General features: G+C 59.6%; 14 protein-coding genes. 9 read left to right on the top strand and 5 right to left on the bottom strand.

All coding sequences use genetic code 11. The annotated features are described in order from the left end of the window. The first annotated feature begins 257 nt into the window (after positions 1-257). From ACP7AD_RS11800 to ACP7AD_RS11765, 8 genes are all read left to right on the top strand, one after another. Complete coding sequence (locus ACP7AD_RS11800) at positions 258-1412, top strand: glycosyltransferase (protein WP_426147575.1); 1155 nt, start codon at positions 258-260, stop codon at positions 1410-1412. Then, positions 1412-2017: a putative colanic acid biosynthesis acetyltransferase gene (locus tag ACP7AD_RS11795; protein WP_426147577.1), complete on the top strand. Its 606-nt coding sequence runs from the start codon at positions 1412-1414 to the stop codon at positions 2015-2017. Before ACP7AD_RS11800 ends, ACP7AD_RS11795 begins: the two co-directional genes overlap by 1 nt. A gap of 40 nt (positions 2018-2057) precedes the next feature. Beyond that, a complete protein-coding gene (locus ACP7AD_RS11790) occupies positions 2058-2894 on the top strand; it encodes a carbohydrate deacetylase (protein ID WP_426147579.1) in 837 nt (278 codons plus the stop codon). Positions 2895-3003: 109 nt separating this feature from the next. Next, positions 3004-3891 (top strand): glycosyltransferase family 2 protein, encoded by an 888-nt coding sequence (locus ACP7AD_RS11785; protein ID WP_426147580.1) that lies wholly within the window; start codon positions 3004-3006, stop codon positions 3889-3891. A gap of 81 nt (positions 3892-3972) precedes the next feature. Further along, positions 3973-5220 (top strand): glycosyltransferase WbuB, encoded by a 1248-nt coding sequence (locus ACP7AD_RS11780; protein ID WP_426147581.1) that lies wholly within the window; start codon positions 3973-3975, stop codon positions 5218-5220. 78 nt (positions 5221-5298) lie between these two features. Beyond that, entirely contained in the window at positions 5299-6381 is a 1083-nt protein-coding gene (locus ACP7AD_RS11775; protein WP_426147583.1) for an acyltransferase family protein, read from the top strand. 65 nt (positions 6382-6446) lie between these two features. Then, a complete protein-coding gene (locus tag ACP7AD_RS11770; protein WP_426166136.1) occupies positions 6447-7859 on the top strand; it encodes an undecaprenyl-phosphate glucose phosphotransferase in 1413 nt (470 codons plus the stop codon). 176 nt (positions 7860-8035) lie between these two features. Then, the gene (locus ACP7AD_RS11765; RefSeq protein WP_426147585.1) at positions 8036-10009 is read left to right on the top strand and encodes an acyltransferase family protein; all 1974 of its coding nucleotides are present in this window, start codon (positions 8036-8038) and stop codon (positions 10007-10009) included. Positions 10010-10178: 169 nt separating this feature from the next. On the opposite strand, the gene ACP7AD_RS11760 is transcribed toward ACP7AD_RS11765, so the two are convergent. Both ACP7AD_RS11760 and ACP7AD_RS11755 read right to left on the bottom strand, forming a co-directional pair. After that, positions 10179-11549: an NAD-dependent succinate-semialdehyde dehydrogenase gene (locus ACP7AD_RS11760; RefSeq protein WP_426147587.1), complete on the bottom strand. Its 1371-nt coding sequence runs from the start codon at positions 11547-11549 to the stop codon at positions 10179-10181. A gap of 101 nt (positions 11550-11650) precedes the next feature. Continuing rightward, complete coding sequence (locus ACP7AD_RS11755) at positions 11651-12334, bottom strand: type 1 glutamine amidotransferase domain-containing protein (RefSeq protein ID WP_426147588.1); 684 nt, start codon at positions 12332-12334, stop codon at positions 11651-11653. Between ACP7AD_RS11755 and ACP7AD_RS11750 the strand changes: the two genes are divergently transcribed. Beyond that, positions 12333-12482: a hypothetical protein gene (locus ACP7AD_RS11750; protein WP_426147590.1), complete on the top strand. Its 150-nt coding sequence runs from the start codon at positions 12333-12335 to the stop codon at positions 12480-12482. The two genes, ACP7AD_RS11755 and ACP7AD_RS11750, sit on opposite strands and share 2 nt — an antisense overlap. A gap of 25 nt (positions 12483-12507) precedes the next feature. Here ACP7AD_RS11750 and ACP7AD_RS11745 read toward each other — a convergent pair whose 3' ends face one another. The 3 genes from ACP7AD_RS11745 to ACP7AD_RS11735 all read right to left on the bottom strand — a co-directional run bounded on the left by ACP7AD_RS11745 (position 12508) and on the right by ACP7AD_RS11735 (position 15620). Further along, the gene (locus tag ACP7AD_RS11745) at positions 12508-13617 is read right to left on the bottom strand and encodes an alkene reductase (RefSeq protein WP_426147591.1); all 1110 of its coding nucleotides are present in this window, start codon (positions 13615-13617) and stop codon (positions 12508-12510) included. 113 nt (positions 13618-13730) lie between these two features. Further along, positions 13731-14888: an iron-containing alcohol dehydrogenase gene (locus tag ACP7AD_RS11740; protein ID WP_426147592.1), complete on the bottom strand. Its 1158-nt coding sequence runs from the start codon at positions 14886-14888 to the stop codon at positions 13731-13733. 126 nt (positions 14889-15014) lie between these two features. After that, a complete protein-coding gene (locus ACP7AD_RS11735; protein WP_426147594.1) occupies positions 15015-15620 on the bottom strand; it encodes a TetR/AcrR family transcriptional regulator in 606 nt (201 codons plus the stop codon). Positions 15621-15644: the final 24 nt, after the last annotated feature.

The following is a 15644-nucleotide window of genomic DNA, read 5'->3' as shown; positions in this document are numbered from 1 at the left end:
CTGGCATTCGCAAGTAGCTATGAATTCAGTAGCATAAACCATTGGCTGCCTCATTCGCGCCAATGTGGCGTGGTGCCATTGGCATGCTAGACAAGCCAAAACACCTTTTTTCAAAGCAAAAATCGCCTTTCACGCAACAGTGGCGGGCATCAACAGCTATTGATTTTGTAGCGTCATAAGCCGCCTGCCTTGCTGAAATTAGGCCAACCGTGCCCTTTTTGAATCTTTCCGCGCCATTCGCCTGGCGCCGCCCTCCCATGAAACTCCTTCAGGTCATCTCTTCCACGAATCCCCGGGACGGCGGTCCGATTGAAAGCGTCAGGCAGCTTTGCGAGCCCTTGAAGGAATTGGGCGTGAGCGTGGAAATTGTCTGCTGCGACGCCCCCGATGCGCCCGACCATGCGGCAGACGGCATGCCGACGGTGCATGCGCTCGGGCCTTCGCATCTGGGTTATGCCTACACGCCCAGCCTGGTGCCCTGGCTGCGCCGCAATGCCACGCGCTTTGACGCCGTGATTGTCAATGGCCTGTGGCAATACAACGGCCTGGCCGTGCAGCAGGCGCTGGCGGAAAGCAAGGTGCCGTATTTTGTTTTTTCGCACGGCATGCTGGACCCCTGGTTCAAGCGCACCTATCCGCTCAAGCACCTCAAAAAGTGGCTCTACTGGCCCTGGGGCGAATACCGCGTATTGCGCGATGCGCGGGCGGTGATTTTCACCTGTGAGGAAGAGCGGCTGCTGGCACGGCAGTCTTTCTGGCTGTACCGCGTCAAGGAGGCGGTGACTGCTTTTGGCACGTCCACCCCGCCGGCCAATGGCCGCGAACTGGCGCAAAAGTTCCTGGCAAACCACCCGCATTTGCAAGGCAAGCGGATTGCCCTGTTCCTGAGCCGTATCCATGAAAAAAAGGGCTGTGACCTGCTGGTTGACGCCTTTGCCCGGGTGGCCGACCGGGACGAACGCCTGCACCTGGTCATGGCCGGACCCGACCAGACCGGCTGGACGGCCGACCTGAAGGCACAGGCAGAAAAACTGGGCATTGCCGACCGCATCAGCTGGCCCGGCATGCTGCAGGGCGACGACAAATGGGGCGCCTTTTATGCGGCCGAACTGTTTTGCCTGCCTTCACACCAGGAAAATTTTGGCATCGTGGTGGCCGAGGCCCTGGCCTGCGGCAAGCCTGTCCTGATCAGCAACCAGGTCAACATCTGGCGTGAAATCGAATCGGATGACGCCGGCTTTATCGACGAAGACACCGTGGCGGGCACCGAGCGCAGCCTGCGGCGATGGCTGGCGCTCGATGCCCCGGCGTATGCGCAAATGGCCGAACGGGCCAGCCAATGTTTTGCGCGGCGGTTCCACATCCAGCGCGCGGCCGAGCGGCTGGTGGAAATTGTCATGGAGCATGCGTGATGCTGATGTCTTCCAAGCCTTTGCGCGCCACCCCCGAAGCGGGCCAGTTTGATGTCATCCCGCATCGAAAAGGTTACAGCGGCCCCACCTTCACCTTGAAAAACAGGGTGAAAAGGGTGGCGTGGAAGCTGGCCTGGCTGTTGGCCGCCCGCTGGACGCCGCCGCCTTTGCACCGCTGGCGGGTGCTGGTGTTGCGCCTGTTTGGCGCCAGGGTGTCGTGGCGGGCGGCGGTTTACCCGAACGTGGACATCTGGGCGCCCTGGAACCTGACCATCGAGGACTACGGCTCGCTGGGGCCGGGTGTCAGGTGCTACAACATTGCCCCCATCAAGCTGGGCGAGCATGCCAACGTTTCCCAGGGAAGCTACCTGTGCACCGGCACCCATGATTTCCGGACGCCGGAATTTCCGCTGACCGCGCAACCCATCACGATTGGGCGGCGTGCCTGGATTTGCGCCGATGCGTTTGTGGGGCCAGGCGTGGTTGCAGGAGACGGCGCGATTCTGGCGGCCAGGGGCGTTGCCTTCGATCACCTGCAAGCCTGGACCATCTACAAAGGCAATCCTGCCGTGGCGGTGCGTCAACGACCCGTGATTGACGCATGAAGGCAGCTCAGCGTATTGCAATCAAAACATCAGGAACCCCATGGCAAAACCCTTGCAGGCCATCATTGTCAATGCCGATGATTTTGGCTACGACCAAGACAGCACCCTGGCAACCATTGACTGCTTCAGGGCGGGCGCGCTCACCAGCGCCACGATCATGCCGAAGATGCCGGCCACGGAGCTGGCCTTCAGGTTCGCCCGGGAAAATCCCCAGCATGCCTTCGGCGTTCATTTGACATTTGTCCGCGACACAGTGGAATCGCCCATTGCCGATTCCCGCCTGATTCCTGCGCTGGTCGGCAACGACGGGGCTTTTCGCCCTTCGCACCAATTGCGGCTGATGGCGCTTTTGGGACGCATTCCAGTCGAGCAGATATGCACAGAAATTTCTGCGCAAATCGAACGTGTCGTTGACAGTGGCATCCCGATCAGCCATGTGGATTCGCATGGCCACCTGCACAAGTTCAAGCCCTTTGTCGCGGCGCTGGCCAAAACGCTTCCCCGGTACGGCATTTCCAAGGTCAGGAATGTGCAGAACCAGTACACCGTCAAACCCTTCAACAGCCCAACCTACTGGATGGGCGCCTTCTGGCGGCGAAGAATCATGCATCATTTCGTGACGACGCCGCATTTCTTCATGGGCACGAACGCCAACGATCCCCAATGGATCGAGAAAATACTGGCGCGGCCCCTGAGCGGTGTGCTGGAAGTGGGTTTTCATCCGGGAAGCCCGCGGCACAGTGAAGCCTGGCGAAACCAGGAACGGCTGGCCTGCCTGGCTTTTGCAGAGCAAGCACGCAAGCGGCACGTTTCCTTCATCAACTGGAACGACATGTCCGCACAGCCGGACGTTTTTCCGTCCCGCGCCGTCATCTGAACACTGCAAAAACCGCCGCACAGGCAGGGTTCAGGCCGCTTGGCTTGAATGCCCACAGTATTTGCCGCGCCAACCGAGTCGGCGCATTTCACCACTAGAGGAGTTTTCAATGCCCGCCATCTCCATCCTTGTCCATACCAAGAATGAACAGCTTGACATCCTGGCCTGCCTGCAAAGTGTTGCGTGGTCGGACGATATTCATGTGTTCGATTCGGGCAGCACCGATGCCACCGTGGCGATTGCCAGGCAGTTTGGCGCCCATGTCATCGAGCGCAGTTATGGCGACAACAAACTGCCTTATGGCGGCGACGAGGCCGGACACCGCAACTGGGCGCTGCAAACCATTCAGTTTAAGCACCCATGGATTTACCTGATTGATGCCGATGAACGCATGACGCCCGCGCTGGTCAAGGCGGTCGAATCGGCCATTGCATCGCCCGGAGATGCTGTCGCGTTCCGGATTCACCGGCATGACCACTTCCTGGGCACCTGGATCAAGCATGTGACGCCATCGCCTTTCAATATCCGGCTTTTTCTGCATGAAAAAGTGCATTACGAGCGACTGGTCAATTCAATAACCGTCGTTGATGGCCCGGTTGGTGAAATCAACGAGCATTTCAATCATTTTCCTTTCAGCAAGGGCATGAGCAACTGGTTTGACAGGCACAACCGCGCCAGTTCATCGGAGGCGGCCCAGATCGTCCTCAACACCAACAGCCGCGCCAGCTTTAGCGTCTGGAAGGCGTTTTTTTCAAAAAGCATCAATGAACGGCGATTTCACCAGAAAGAAATGTATTACCGGGCACCGCTGCGGCCGGTATTGATGTTTGTGCTTTTGTACATCTTCAAACGCGGTTTTCTCGATGGCCGGGCCGGGTTTACCTATGCCTTGCTGCGCTCCATCTATGAATACATGATTGTCCTGAAGGTGCGTGAAATGAAGGCGCTTGAACCCAGCATGAAGAATGAGACACACCAGGCTACGGTTTCCAGCTGATTCCGCCAGCGTATTTATTGACGCTTGAATTGAGCTTCGTTTTTTAACAGACTCTAACCGCGACGATCGTCGTCCCTGCCTGTGAAAATCCTTATCTACTGCATCAATTTCGCGCCCGAACTTACGGGCATCGGCAAGTACACCGGCGAGATGACCGCCTGGCTGGCGGCGCGCGGCCATGAGGTGCGGGTGGTCACGGCGCCGCCGTATTACCCGGACTGGAAGGTCAGCGCCGGCTACTCAGGCAGGTCATGGCGGCGCGAGCGCTGGCAAGGTGCAGATGTGTGGCGATGCCCCTTATGGGTGCCGGCGCGTCCGGGAGGCATCAAGCGCGTGCTGCACCTGGCCAGCTTTGCGCTGAGCAGCTTGCCAGTGATGCTGCGCCAGATGCTGTGGCTGCCCGATGCCGTGTGGGTGGTGGAGCCGCCGCTGTTTTGCGCGCCCACGGCCTGGGCGGTGGCGCGGCTGTCGGGGGCGCGCGCCTGGCTGCACATTTCCGATTACGAAGTCGATGCGGCATTCGACTTGGGCTTGCTCAAGGGCAAGACGCTCAAGCGCGTGGTGCTTGCCGCCGAGCACTGGCTGATGCGGCGTTTCGATGTGGTATCGACGGTGTCGCAGCGGATGCTGGAGCGCGCGCTGTCCAAGGGCGTCGATGCCCAGCGGCTGGTGGCGTTTCCCAACTGGGTCGATGTGGGCTCGTTCATTTCTGCCAGCGGACAGGCTTACCGCGATGAACTGGGCATTCCGCCGGGCGCAGTGGTGGCGCTCTATTCAGGCAACATGGGGCGCAAGCAGGGCCTGGAAATCATGGCCCAGGTGGCGAAATCGTGCGCCGAACAGCGCCATGGCCACGACCGGCTGTGGTTTGTCTTTTGCGGCAACGGCGTGGGCAGGGCTGAGCTGGTGGCGCAATGCGAAGGCATTGCCAATGTGCGCTTCATGGACCTGCAGCCTGCTGCGCGGCTGCCCGATCTGTTGGCCATGGCCGACATCCATCTCATGCCCCAACGGGCGGGCGCAGCCGACCTGGTCATGCCCAGCAAGCTGACCGGGATGCTGGCCAGCGCCCGGCCGGTGGTGGCGACTGCGCTTGCCGGCACGGAGCTTGCCAACGTGGTTCAGCTGTGCGGCATCGTGGTACCGCCTGAAGACCCGGCCGCCATGACCAGCGCAGTTCTTGAACTGGCAGCGAATCGCGCATGGCGCGAACAGCTGGGCCAGGCCGGCAGGCAGCACGCCGTGCAGCAAATTGACCGTGAATCCGTGCTGCAGCGGTTTGAGCAGGGCCTGACCGAAGCCCACGGACACGCTGTCGAGCAGGTGTAAGCGCGCATGCCGCCATGCGCCCAGCCGTTCAGGCAAACGGCTTGTGCAGACATTCCCTGAGGCTTCCTGGTAAACGCCATGTCAAAACTAGAAAAACTTGATGCATTAAGAGGCCTGGCCGCGCTGTATGTCGTTATTCACCATTCAGTATCAAACAGCGTCATGCTGTTTGGGCTCAATATCGCCTTTCTTTTCAGGTTTGGCGAAGAAGCCGTTATCTTGTTTTTTCTGCTGTCCGGGTTCGTCATCAATTATTCATTTGTCAAGGGCAAAGACAAAACCTTCCGCACCTATTTTTTCAAGCGCGCCACGCGTATTTATATACCGCTCCTGATTGTCATGGCCTTGGGCTATGCCATGGAATGCTATGGCGCTGGTGAAATCGTCAATGCGCATCCCCGGGAGTTATTGCTGAACCTGATGATGCTGCAGGACATCAGCGACCTCAAGCCCAATGTCGTCGTTGACCCGTATATGCACAACTCGCCTTTATGGTCGCTGTCATACGAGTGGTGGTTTTACATGGTTTATTTCCAGGTGCAAAAGCATGTTGCTTCCAATCGCGGGAAGGACGGACTGGTGATGGGCTTGTCAATCGTTTCAGCCATCATCTATTTGTACTTTCCCGTGTTTGTGCCAAGGCTGCTGATGTACATGAGTATCTGGTGGCTGGGCGTCGTGCTGTCGAACAAGTATATAAACAGGGAAGTGATCAGTTTAAGAACACTCGCCATGCCCTTGTCTGGCGTTTTTGCGGTTTTGCTGGTGTGCGGTTTTGGCGCTTACCGCGCATCGATGGTCGGAGCCCTGCCCGGACCCGGCGTCCATCCGCTGCTGGAAATGAGGGACCATTTTTCAGCCCTGATGATCGTGACCACAGCCATTTTGTGGAAGGCATCGGGCTGGATAGGGTTCGACAAAATCGTGAAGCCGTTTCTTTTCTTTGCACCCATCTCCTATGTGGTTTATATAAGTCATTATTATTTTGTGGCGAACGCGCATTATTTTGAATTCATGAAAAACAAGACGCTTGAGTTTTCGGCCTATATGGCGGCAATGGTGGCAATGGTGGCATTTGCCTATGTTGTTGAAATCATTGTTTATCCAAAAATTCTGAAAAGCTTCTCTGGTATGCGTGCTGCCCCGGCAAGGATAGCTTGAGAAAATTTCCAAACAAAACAACTGCATCCAGCTTCGATTTCTTTTAAAAATAATAGGTAACCTTCATGCTCACAAAACCTGTTTATCTGGAAGGCAACGAAGAAAATACATGGAACAGGCCGGCAGGCAATTGCCTTGCCGAGGTCGCTGAAGGCGGTTTCATGGCGCTGATACTGGTATTTCCATTATGGTTGCTGGTATTTTATTTTGAAGGATCGCTGCGCCCGGCCTACCTCGGCCTGTCTGGCGCGGTATTTTTGCTCTCAGTCCTGTGTTCCATGCACTTCAAGTCATTGCTCAAGAAAAACACAATGAGCATCATATTTTTCTGGTGCTGCATTGCCTTGATTTTCAAAATGGGTGATTTTTCCGCCTATTACACACGGTATTTTTCCAGTGACGTGATTCTCAACTGGTTCTGGGCTGCTCCGCTTTCCCTGGCCAGCGCGCAGCTGGTGGGTCGCGCAGTAGCGCCCGGGTTGTTCAGGGTTCAAGTGCTATCGCGCAGGATGGTGATTGTCGGCATGAACAAACAGGGCCTTGCCCTTGCCAGAAAAGTCGAACTCGCCCCCTATGCCGGCACGGCATTCCTTGGATTTTTTGAAGACCGGAGCGTGGACCGCATCAGCCGGCAAGAGCGCTACCGGGTGCTCGGGAAAATCGAGAACCTGACCGCCTATGTCAAAAAACACCGTGTCCAGTCCGTTTACCTGTCATTGCCCATGACCGCCCAGCCCAGAATCCTGGAAATCCTGGACAGCCTGAAAGACACGACCTGTTCGATTTACTTTGTTCCCGACATGTTCATCACCGACCTGATCCAGGGCCGAAGCCAGTCGTTGTGTGGCGTCGATGTCATCTCGGTGTGTGACACGCCGTTCAGGGGTTTCAGGGATTTTCTCAAGCGTGGGAGCGACATCGTATTTTCGACGCTGATCCTGCTGATGATTTTCCCCTTGCTGCTGCTGATTGCCGTGGTCGTCAAGGCCACTTCGCCCGGCCCCGTCATTTTCAGGCAGCGGCGTTATGGGCTTGATGGCGAGCAGATCGTCGTTTATAAATTCCGCACCATGGTCGTTACCGAAGACGGCGGCACGGTCAAGCAGGCCACCAAAAACGATTCACGCATTACCCCGGTCGGGGCATTTTTGCGCAAGAGCTCGCTTGATGAACTGCCGCAATTCATCAATGTGCTGCAAGGCCGCATGAGCATTGTGGGTCCGCGTCCCCATGCGGTTGCGCACAACGAGATGTACCGCACGCTGATCAAGGGCTACATGGTCCGGCACAAGGTCCGGCCCGGCATTACTGGCTGGGCGCAGGTGAACGGCTTGCGCGGAGAAACCGACAAGCTGGAAAAAATGCAGGCCCGCGTTGATTTTGACCTGGACTATTTGCGCAAATGGTCGCTGCTGCTGGACATGATCATTATTTTAAAAACGATACGCCTTGTCTTCAAAGACACTGCGGCTTATTGACAGGCGCAAAACCGCTTTATGGCCACCGCCCTGACCCTCGAACCTCGGCTGCGCTGCGTGTTCTTTGCAGCTTCACGCTTGAGACGCGAGTGATTTGGCAACGCCTGCAAACCAGGATGAACCTGTGATTCAGAACGCCAGCACCGCCCCCCGGTTTTCGAAGCGACATCAATGGCTTGCGGGCCTGGGCCGTCGCGGCGGTCACTTTTTATCACTTTGGCATCCCTGGCTTTCGCGGCGGCTTTGTCGGGGTCGATGTGTTTTTCGTGATTTCGGGCTTTTTGATGACCGGCATCGTGGTCAGCGGTCTGGAGCGCGGGGGATTTTCCATTCTCGCTTTCTACCTGGCAAGGGCGCGCCGCATTCTTCCCGCGCTGATCGTGCTGTGTGCGGTGCTGCTGGCGCTGGGCTGGTGGGTGTTGCTGCCCGTTGAGTACAAGCTGCTGGGCAGCCAGGCAGTGTTCAGCCTGGCTTTTCTCTCCAACATCAAGTTCTGGCTTGAGGCGGGTTACTTTGACGCGGCTTCGCATGAAAAATGGCTGCTGCACACCTGGTCGCTGGCAGTGGAGTGGCCGTTTTACCTGCTGCTGCCGCTGGTGTTGCTGGTCATGTGGAAGTGGCGCCCCGGACGACGTCCCCTGATCGTGGTGATGGCTGCGGGCTTGCTAGCCTCGCTTGCCTTGACAGTGGCGGCAACGTCGCTGCGGCCCACGGCGGCTTTTTACCTGCTGCCCACGCGCGCCTGGGAAATGCTGGCTGGCGGCCTGGCTTGTTTGCTGGCAAACCGCTGGGCGCTGACGGCGCGACAGCGCACTGCGCTCGAAGTGGCAGGCATTGCCCTGGTGATGGGGTCATTCGCCGGCTTTGACGCCTCATCGCCCTGGCCGGGCTGGCGTGCGCTGGTGCCGGTGCTGGGCACGGCCGCCGTACTGCTGGCCGCCCGATCTGTTTCGGCATGGACCGGGAACCCTTTCGCGCAGTGGCTGGGCACACGCTCGTATTCACTGTACCTCTGGCACTGGCCGATCGTGGTGGCGCTGACCTATCTGGAGTGGCGGGACGACTCGAAGGCGATCGCTGCCGGGCTCATTTTGACGCTTATCCTGGGTGATCTGTCTTACCGGCTGGTGGAAACACCGGCCCGGGTTCATTTGGGTCGGCTTCGGATGGGCTGGGGAGCAATGGCGTTGCTGGGAACTGCGGTGGCCGTGGCGGCGCCGGGGGTTGGGGTTCGCGTGAAAGAGGGCGTGCCTGGACGGTTTTCGCCGGAGATTGAACGCATGCATCAAGGCGCGCTGGACATAAATCCCCGGCGAAACGAATGCTGGGTTGCCACTGGATCGGTCTCGCCCTCCTGTATGCACGGCGGAAGTCGTCTAGGCGCCATTGTGATGGGCGACAGCCACGCAAATGCCCTTGTTTCTGCGGTGACCGCCAACGCCCAGGACGCCGGAATGGGTGTCATGGAGTGGTCTTACTCTGGGTGTCCTACGCTTGAAAAAGTGACCAGCCGGTGGCCAGAAAGGAACTGTGGCGGCTACAACGAATGGATGATGCAGCAGTTGAAAAATGTGCCGCGTGACATCCCGCTGGTCATGGTCAACCTTCATGGCTTGTACGCCATCGGAGAGAATGGAAGTCCCAAACTCATCAATGGGCCCTGGGTATATCTATCTCGTCCCTACCTGAACTCAGAGCCCGAATTTCTCAAAGAATACGCAAACGCAATTTCGCAAATGGCCTGTCGGCTGGCCAAGGATCACCGTGTTTATTTGGTCCGACCCATTCCGGAGATGGGAGTTGAGGTGCCCAAGGCCATGTCACGTGCCATGTTATTCGGCCAGCACAAGGAAATCTCGGTTTCCCTGGCCGACTACCACCAGCGCAACGCCTTCATCTGGGCCGCGCAGGATGCCGCGCGCGACCAGTGCGGCGTGAAGATCCTTGACCCCTTGCCCTATCTTTGCCCGAATGGTCGCTGCCTCAGTGTCAAAAACGGACGGCCGCTCTACTACGACGACAACCATTTGAGCGAGTACGGCAACAACTTGCTCGCGCCCATGTTTGCCGAGGTTTTTCAATCCCATGGCAATGGCGCGCCCAACCGGGACAATCCCGGGATCAAAAACCAGGTTCGCTTTTTCAGGTGATTGAACACCTTGAAATGCTGGCCTGGCCACCGAGCCACTGGCCAGCGGGCCAATAGCTTCGGTTCCAGTCCAAGCGAAGGCACAGCCGCCAAAATTTCAGCGAAATGTGGCTGTTGCGCTTTTCTATCTTGCCGAAAATGCTATTATTTCAATAGCAATAAAAGGCTTTTCAACTCACACGGATCAGCTTCTTGTTGACGAATTCCTGGATGCCCGCGCTTGAGAGTTCGCGGCCATAGCCTGAATTCTTCACGCCGCCGAACGGCAGTTCCGGTGACGACGAGGCGCCCGAGTTGATGAACACCATGCCGGTGTCGATGCGCCGCGCCAGCCGCTTGCCGCGCTCGATGTCCTGCGTGAACACCGAGCCGCCCAGGCCGAACGGCGAGTCGTTGGCCAGCGCCACGGCCGCATCCTCGTCGGCCACGCGGAAGAACAGCGCCACCGGGCCAAAGAACTCCTGGTGGTAGGCCGGATTGCCCTTGTCGATGTCGGTCAGGATGGTCGGCTGCATGAAGGCGCCTGCGTGGCCCTTGATGCGCTCGCCGCCGGTCAGCACGCGCGCGCCGCCGGCTACCGCCTCGTCCACCTGGACGAGCAGGTTCTTCAGTGCTTCGATTGACGACAACGGCGCCAGCGTGGTTTGCTTGTCCATCGGATCGCCGGGCTTGAAGTTTTCCAGCGCGGCCTGGAATTTCTCCAGGAAACTGTCGGCCATCGACTCAACCACAATGAAACGCTTGGACGCGGTGCAGGCCTGGCCCGAATTGCCCATGCGGCCGCTGACGGCATGCTTGACTGCCTTGTCGAGGTCGGCGTCGTCGAGCACGATGAAGGCGTCGCTGCCGCCGAGTTCCATCGTCGTCTTCTTCAGGTTCTGCCCGGCCCGCGCGGCGACCACGGCGCCGGCGGCTTCGCTGCCGGTCAGCGCCACGGCGCGGATGCGCACATCGTCAATCACCTGCGCGACCTGGTCCTTGGAGATGAACAGGTTGGTGTAGGCGCCAAGCGGTGCGCCGGCTTCCTGCATCAGCCGTTCCCAGGCTAGAGCGCACTGCGGCACGCTGGAGGAATGCTTGACCATGACCACGTTGCCGGCCATCAGGTTGGGCGCGGCAAAACGGGCGATCTGGTAGTACGGGTAGTTCCACGGCTCGACGCCGAACAGCACGCCGATGGGGCTGCTTTCAACCATGGCCTCGCCCCGGGGCGTGCTCAGCTTTTCGGGTGCCAGGAAACGCTCGGCGTTTTCGGCGTAGTAGTCGAGGATGGCCGCGCTCAGGGCGACTTCGCCCAGGCTTTGCGGCAGCAGCTTGCCCATTTCCAGCGTGATCAGCTCGGCAAACTCCTGCGGGCGTTCGCGCAAAATGGCGGCGGCGCGCGCCAGCACGGCGGAACGCTCGGCAAAGCTTTTGCCGCGCCAGTCGTCTTCAAAACAGCTGGACGCTTGGCTGAGCTTTTCCTCAAGCTGCGCGTCGCTGATCTGCTCGAAGGTTTGAAGGACTTTTCCGTCGAAAGGGTTGGTGCTTTGGTAGGCCATGGTTTCCTTTTTGTTTCGGTTGACAGATGAACAATTGAACCCCGGGACGGCCTGGCCGGCCGTCGGTCGTCAGGCTGCGAGTCCGTGGGGCCAATGCTTGACTATTCGCCCTTGAGCTGGTGCAGCACGGCCTGCGCCGCAGGCTCTGACGACGCCGGGTTCTGGCCGGTGATCAGCTTGCCGTCGGTGACGACATAGGGCGCCCAGTCGTCGCCTTTGCTGTACTGGCCGCCGTTTTTCACCAGCACGTCTTCGACCAGGAAAGGCACGATATCGGTCAGCTGGACCGCCGCTTCTTCGGTATTGGTGAAGCCGGTGACGTTTTTGCCTTGCACCAGCGGCTGGCCGTCGGCAGCCTTGGCGTGGCGCAGCACGCCCGGCGCATGGCACACGGCGCAAACGATTTTGCCGGCCGCCGCCATGGATTCGATCAGCTTGATCGAGTCAAGATCTTCGGCCAAGTCCCACAGCGGGCCGTGGCCGCCAGGGTAAAACAGTGCGTCAAAGCTGTCGCCCGATGCTTCCGACAGTTTGCCGGTGTGGGCCAGCGCGGCCTGCGCTACGGGGTCGGCCTTGAAGCGGCGCGTGGCATCGGTCTGCGCGTCGGCCTCGTCGCTTACCGGGTCCAGCGGCGGCTGGCCGCCTTGGGGCGAGACCAGCGTGACGTCGGCGCCCGCGTCCTTGAACGCATAGAAGGGCGCGGCAAACTCTTCCAGCCAGAAACCGGTCTTTTTACCGGTGTTGCCGAGCTGGTCGTGCGAGGTGAGAACCATTAGGATTTTCATGGAATGTCCATTCTTTCTGGTGCCGTCCCTGCCGCAGCCGCGGCAGGGGATGAGCGTTCAACATCAGCCAAATGGCTGTCCAGCATCTTTTATCAATCAAAAAGTGCTTTTGCGCAAGCGCGACGGGCGCAAGCAGCTATATTTTTAATAGCACGCTTGAAAGCGCCCATGCCTTAGGCCGGCTGCAAGTCCAGTGTCGGGTAGTCGGTGTAACCGTGCGCGCCGCCGCCGTAAAACGTCGTGCGGTCAGGGGTATTGAGTTCGGCGCCCTGGCGGAAACGCTCGACCAGATCGGCATTGGCAATGAACGGCCGGCCGAATGCCACGGCATCGGCAGTGCCTTGCGCAATCAGTGCCTCGGCATCGGCAGCCGTGTAGCCACCGCAAAAAATCAACGCGCCGTTAAAGGCCGCGCGGAGTTGCGCGCGGAAGGCATCGGTCAATTCCGGGCCGCCGGCCCAGTCGGGCTCGGCGATATGCAGGTAGGCAACGCCGCGTTCGCTGAAGGCTTTGGCCAGGTACAGGGCGCTGGCCTCGGCTTCGGCATCGGCGATGTCGTGCGCGGCAAAGTGCGGTGACAGCCGCACGCCGACCTGACCGGCGCCCACCACCTGGATGATGGCATCGAGCGCTTCGAGCGTCAGGCGGGCGCGGTTTTCCAGGCTGCCGCCGTAGGCGTCGGTGCGCTGGTTGCTGTTGGTGGACAGGAACTGGTGCAGCAGATAGCCGTTGGCCGCATGCAGTTCCAGAAAGTCAAAACCGGCCCGCTTGCCGCGCCTGGCGGCCTGGCGGTACTGGTCCACGATGCCAGGCAGCTCTTCGGTCGCCAGCGCGCGCGGCGTTTCGGTCGGCACGTTTTCGGCCTTGCCGTCGGGCTGGATCACGAAGCACTGGGCGCCTTTTGCAATCAGCGCTGAAGGCGCGACCGGTGCCGCGCCATTTTCCTGCAGCAGCGAATGCGAGATGCGGCCGACATGCCAGAGCTGCAGCGCGATATGGCCGTCTTCAGCATGCACCGCCTGCACAACCTTTTTCCAGCCGGTTTCCTGGGCGTCGGTATAGATGCCGGGCGTCAGCGCGTAGCCCTGGCCTTGGCGGGAAATCTGTGAGGCTTCGGTGACGATCAAACCGGCCGTGGCGCGCTGGGTGTAGTACTCGGCATTGAGCGCATTCGGAATGTCACCGGGCTGGCCGGCCCGCGAGCGGGTCAGCGGCGCCATGACCACGCGGTTGGGAATGGTTTGATCGCCGATTTTCAAGGGGGAAAGCAGTTTTTTCAGCATGGGTTTCTTGGGGTAATGGGTTTAAAAAAATAAGACCGGGTTTTGATCTGCCAGCCGTGAGGCCGGTGGCCTGCGAACATCAAGCCCGCAGGCGCCCGGGTGATGTGCTTGCCTTACAGCGCCGCCTGCAAAATGGCGCGGCTGACTTCCAGGCTGATGTCCTTGTGCTCGCCAAGCGCGGTCATGCCGTGCGCTTCGAGCTGGGCGACCACCGCATCGACGGCTTCCTGGCCCAGCGCGTAGCCGGACAGCTGCGTTTGAATGCCCAGGCTTTCGAAAAACGCGCGGGTGCGCTCAATGGCTGCGTCAATCCGCTCGTCATCGGTGCCGCTGGTGATGTGCCAGACGCGCTCGGCATACTGCAGCAGCTTGGCGCGCTTGGTTTCGCGCTTCACCTTGAGCAGCGACGGCAGCACGATGGCCAGCGTGCGCGCGTGGTCGATGCCGTACAGGGCGGTCAGCTCGTGGCCGATCATGTGGGTCGCCCAGTCCTGCGGCACGCCGGCGCCGATCAGGCCATTGAGCGCCAGCGTGGCGGTCCACATCAGGTTGGCGCGGGTGTCGTAGTCCTCGGGCTCGGCCAGGGCCTTGGGCGCGATTTCAATCAGCGTCTGCAGCAGCCCTTCGGCGAAGCGGTCCTGCGCCAGCGCCTGCACCGGGTAGGTCAGGTACTGCTCGACGGTGTGCACGAACGCGTCGGCAATGCCGTTGGCGATCTGCTTCGTAGGCAGGGTGTAGGTCTTGGTCGGGTCCAGCACCGAGAACTGCGGAAAGACATGGCGGCTCATGAAGGCCAGCTTGGTGTGCGTGGCCTTGCGCGTGACGACCGAGCCGCTGTTCATTTCGGAACCGGTGGCGGGCAGGGTCAGCACCGTGCCGAACGGCAGAGCTTGATTCACCAGGCTGCCGCCCTTGAGCAGGATGTCCCACGGCTCGCCGTCAAAACAGGCTGCGGCCGCGACGAACTTGGCGCCGTCAATGACCGAGCCACCGCCCACGGCCAGCAGGAAATCGATCTTTTCGAGCTTGACCTGCTCGACCGCCTTCATCAGCGTTTCATAGGTCGGATTCGGCTCGATGCCACCGAATTCGTGCACCACGCGCGAACCGAGCGCCGCCTTGACCTCGTCCAGCGTGCCGGTTTTCTGGGCGCTGGCGCCGCCGAAAAGAATCAGCACCCGGGCCGCTGCCGGGACCAGATTGGCCAGCTCGGCGACCTTGTCGGGACCGAAGACAATTTTGGTGGGGTTGTAAAACTCGAAATTTTTCATGGGGTTCTTTTTTAAATAGACCGGTCGGCTAATGATGGGTTACAAAAAATCCGCTCGCAAGGTGGATGCCTGGGCATCCTGTACGGGCGGGGAAAGGTTGGGGGAACCGAAGATTGAAAGAGGCGCTCAGGCCGTGAGCCGGCGCGGCAGATTCAACAAACCCAGGGTGGACCTCATGGCCGCATCCAGTGCGCTGCGCTCGCGCCGCAGTTTGGTCAGCAGGGCAGCGCCCAGCCACAGCTCGTACAGCGTCAGCGCGGTGTGATGCGCGTCGAACTCTCCGGACAGCGAGCCGTCGGCCAGCCCTTCCAGGATGCAGTTGCCGAGCCGTTCAACGATCAGGTTGGTGCCGCGCAGCAAGGCCACGCGCATCGCCTCGGACATGTCCGACACCTCGCCGCTCAGTTTCACGACCAGGCAGTTGCATTGCGCACTCTCGCTTTCGCCGGTCGTCATCCAGCTGTTCCAGTAGCGCATCAGGCGCTCGGCGGCCGGGGAGCCATCGGGCTGGAGCAGGGCGTCAATATGCGTCAGGTAATCTGTCACATAGCTGTCCACCAGCGCTTCGCCAAACGATTCCTTGGATTTGAAGTAATGGTAGAACGAGCCCTTGGGAACCCGCGCGGCAGACAAGATCTCGTTCAGGCCAACGGCCGTGAACCCCTTGCCCAGAATGATGGCCCTGCCGGTATCGAGGATGTGCTGTTTGACGTCTAGGTGATCGTGACTCATGTGGCTGATCATACATAAAATTAG

This window comes from Polaromonas sp. DSP2-3-2b2, from assembly GCF_049895905.1.
Taxonomy (GTDB): Bacteria; Pseudomonadota; Gammaproteobacteria; order Burkholderiales; family Burkholderiaceae_C; genus Polaromonas.
The sequence above is the reverse complement of the archived record's forward strand: the minus strand, read 5'-3'. Positions and strand labels throughout refer to the sequence as shown.